Below are 3,480 nucleotides of genomic sequence, written 5' to 3'. Positions count from 1 at the left end.
TGGCGATGCCGAGGTGATCCAGAATCGTGCCGATGTCGTGGGGGTGTATGCGCTCCAGCGTAAACGACAGGATGGCGCCTTTCCGTTCTGCGGTGCCGACGATAGTCAATTGCGGAATTTCGAGGGCCCGTTCCGTGGCGTATTGCAACAACTGGTTCTCGTACTCGGCGATGGCATCCATGCCTATGGTCTCGAGATATTCCACCGCCATGCCCAGGGCGATCGCGTCCACGATGTTCGGCGTGCCCGCTTCGAACTTGAAAGGCAGGGTGTTGTACTCGGTTTTATCGAAAGTGACGCGGCGGATCATGTCGCCGCCGCCCTGATAAGGCGGCATCGCCTCGAGCCATTTTTCCTTGCCGTAGAGAATGCCGATGCCGGTCGGACCGTACAGCTTGTGCCCGGACAGGGCGTAGAAGTCGCAGTCCAGGTCCTGGACGTCCACCGCCATGTGAGGCGCCGCCTGCGCGCCGTCGAGAAGCACCGGAATGTCCCGGCTATGGGCCAATTCGATGATGGCTTTGACCGGGTTGATCGTTCCCAGCGCATTGGACATGTGGCAGACCGAGACCAGCCGGGTGCGCGGCGACAGGAGTTGCTCGAATTCGTCCAGCAGAAGTTCGCCGGTTCGGCCGATCGGAGCGACCTTCAGCTTTGCGCCGGTTTGTTCGCACAGCATCTGCCAGGGGACGATGTTGGAGTGATGCTCCATGGCGGTGATGAGGATTTCGTCGCCTTCTTTCAAGGTGCTGCGGCCGAAACTTTGGGCAACCAGATTGATGGCTTCGGTGGTGCCCCGCACGAACACGATTTCGTGGCTGTGCTTGGCATTGAGAAACTGCTGTAGCTTCTCGCGCGCACCTTCGAAGAGATCGGTCGAGCGCTGGCTCAGGGTATGCACGCCGCGGTGAACATTGGAGTAGTCGTTCTCGTAAACCCGGCGGATGCAATCGATAACTGCTGTGGGCTTTTGCGTGGTGGCGGCGTTATCTAGATAGACCAGCGGTTTACCGTTCACCGTTTGGCGGAGAATCGGAAAGTCCTCGCGAAGTTTCGCGACGTTATAACCGACCGAGTTCGGCCGAGTTTTCAGGCTGGCCGCGCTTGGAGCGGAATGTGCTGGATTCTGTGTCATAACGGCTTGGGAAGCGGAAACCTTGTTCATAGCCAATCCTTTCGGATGTCGGATTGCGGCAGAAAAGACAACAGTTCGCTTTGAACCAGTCTTTTGAGACTGCTTAACCGTATCTTTTCGACCATTTCATTGGCAAAGGCGAAGGTGAGCATATTGCGCGCCGTCGGTTCATCCACGCCGCGCGATTCGAGGTAAAAAATGGCCTCCGGATCGAGTTGCCCTACCGTCACGCCGTGAGCGCATTTCACGTCGTCCGCGTGAATTTCCAGCTGCGGCTTGCTGTCGATCTCGGCGTCTTCCGACAAGAGCAGGTTGCGGTTGCTCATTTCGGCGTCGGTTTTCTGGGCTTCCGGGTGAACGACGATGCGCCCTGCAAAGACGCCCCGCGCGCGATCCCCGGCGATGCCGCGGTAGGTTTCGCGGCTGGTGCCGCAGGGTGCCCGGTGATGGATCAGGGTCTGGGTGTCCAGATGCCGCCGTCCGGTCGCGAGGAACAGTCCGTCCAGTTCGCACTCCGCCGCATGGCCCAATTGAGCGTGAATCTCGGTACGAGCCAAAAGGCCGCCGAAAGCAAGATGATGCTGGCGGAGTCGGGCCGAGCGCGCCTCTCGCGCGTAAATGCCGCCGAAGTGATAGCTCTTGGCGGTCTCGCTCTGAAGCTTGTAATGGTCGAATCCCGCATTCTCGCCCACCGAGATTTCGGTGACCGAGGCCGTGAGATAGCTTGAGTCTCCGATACCCGCATACGTTTCAACGAGGCTGGCTTCGGCATTCTGCTCCAGCGCGACGAGATTGCGGGTCACAGACAGTCCGTCCGGGCGTGTCGAGAAATGGATCACCTGCAAGGGTCTGTCCAGAACCTTGCCGGCCGGGATGTGCACGAATGCGCCGTCTCTGAAATACGCGGTGGTGAAGGCGATAAAGCCGTGAGCTACTTCCGGAACCACTTGGTTGAGTAAGCCCTCGATCAGATCGGGATACTGTTCCAGCGCGTTGGCCAGAGATGTCGCGATTACGCCCTCGGGAAGGTTGGCAGTCACGGAATGTTCGGCGGAATAAACGCCGTCGACGAAGACCAGCAACCAGGCACCTTCCAGACGGAGCCGCGCCAGAGCGTTCGTATCCGTCGCGCCTGCGGGCGCGCCCACAGTCGGCACGAACAGCTTCTTCTCCAGGGTGGCGACATTGGTGTATTTCCACTCTTCCTCGCGCGGCGAGGGAAAGCCGCTGGCGGAGAAGCGGCTTTGGGCCTCTTCCCGCAGCCGGCGCAGCCACGGCAGATGCTCGCCCGGCAGCTTCGATGCCAATTCGCGATAGTGTTCGACGTAGTGCTGAGCCGCGCTCATATCAGGCACCCGCAGACGTCAGTTGATCGACCCAGCCGTAGCCTTTCTTTTCCAGTTCCAGCGCCAGGCTGGCATCGCCCGATTTCATGATCCGGCCGTGGGCGAGCACGTGAACCTGATCCGGCTTGATGTAGTTCAGCAGGCGCTGGTAATGGGTGACCAGGATGAAGGAGCGGTCCGGAGAACGCAGGGCATTCACGCCGTCCGCCACCAGCTTGAGCGCGTCGATGTCGAGCCCGGAGTCGGTTTCGTCGAGAATGCACAGGCTCGGTTCGAGCACCGCCATCTGGAGGATTTCGTTGCGCTTCTTTTCGCCGCCGGAGAAGCCTTCGTTGACGCCGCGGTATAGGAACTGCTCGTCCAGATTTACTGCCTTGATCTTCTCCTTGACCAGTTTCAGGAAGTCCATGGCGTCGACTTCGCTCAGGCCCCGATGTTTGCGGATGGCGTTCAGGGCGGCCTTCAAGAGATAAATATTGCTGACGCCGGCGATTTCCACCGGGTATTGAAAGGCGAGAAAAACGCCTTCACGGGCGCGCTCCTCGGGTTTCATCTCCAGAAGATTCCGACCGAGATAGCTCACGGTTCCATCGGTGACTTCATAACCCGCGCGACCGGCCAGCACGTGGGACAGCGTGCTCTTGCCGGAGCCGTTCGGTCCCATGATGGCATGGACCTCGCCGGGCCTGATGTCCAGGCTGATGCCTTTGAGGATGGGTTTGTCGTCGACCCGGACGTGGAGATTCTCGATTTTGAGCATAACTGACTTACCTGAGGTTTATTCTGTTGGATGGATCGACCGGGATACTAGCCTACGCTGCCTTCCAAACTGATTCCCAAGAGCGCCTGGGCTTCCACGGCGAATTCCATGGGCAGCTCCTTGAACACTTGCTTGCAGAAGCCGTTCACGATCATCGATACCGCGTCCTCGGCGGACAGGCCACGCTGCATGCAGAAGAACAGCTGGTCCTCGCTGATCTTGGAGGTGCTGGCTTCGTG

General features: G+C 59.3%; 4 protein-coding genes. All 4 read right to left on the bottom strand.

The genetic code is table 11. The features are described 5' to 3' along the window. Nucleotides 1-1,093, bottom strand: a 1,093-nt coding sequence (locus tag ABJK70_RS22090) for a cysteine desulfurase (protein ID WP_347259151.1), incomplete at its 3' end; no start/stop codon positions are given. Nucleotides 1,094-1,161: 68 nt separating this feature from the next. After that, entirely contained in the window at nucleotides 1,162-2,481 is a 1,320-nt protein-coding gene (gene sufD, locus ABJK70_RS22085) for a Fe-S cluster assembly protein SufD (protein ID WP_077730333.1), read from the bottom strand. A 1-nt stretch (nucleotide 2,482) separates the two neighbouring features. After that, nucleotides 2,483-3,241: a Fe-S cluster assembly ATPase SufC gene (gene sufC / locus ABJK70_RS22080; protein ID WP_347259150.1), complete on the bottom strand. Its 759-nt coding sequence runs from the start codon at nucleotides 3,239-3,241 to the stop codon at nucleotides 2,483-2,485. A 47-nt stretch (nucleotides 3,242-3,288) separates the two neighbouring features. Then, on the bottom strand, nucleotides 3,289-3,480 hold a 192-nt coding region (locus tag ABJK70_RS22075), incomplete at its 5' end, for a SufD family Fe-S cluster assembly protein (protein ID WP_347259149.1).

The sequence above is a fragment of the Methylocaldum sp. genome, from assembly GCF_039794385.1.
Lineage (GTDB): Bacteria > Pseudomonadota > Gammaproteobacteria > Methylococcales > Methylococcaceae > Methylocaldum.
The sequence above is the reverse complement of the archived record's forward strand: the minus strand, read 5'-3'. Positions and strand labels throughout refer to the sequence as shown.

Excerpts from the sequence above, each read along its gene's own strand:
- sufC (WP_347259150.1), bottom strand. The coding sequence starts at position 3,241 with ATGCTCAAAATCGAGAATCTCCACGTCCGGGTCGACGACAAACCCATC.
- sufD (WP_077730333.1), bottom strand. The coding sequence starts at position 2,481 with ATGAGCGCGGCTCAGCACTACGTCGAACACTATCGCGAATTGGCATCG.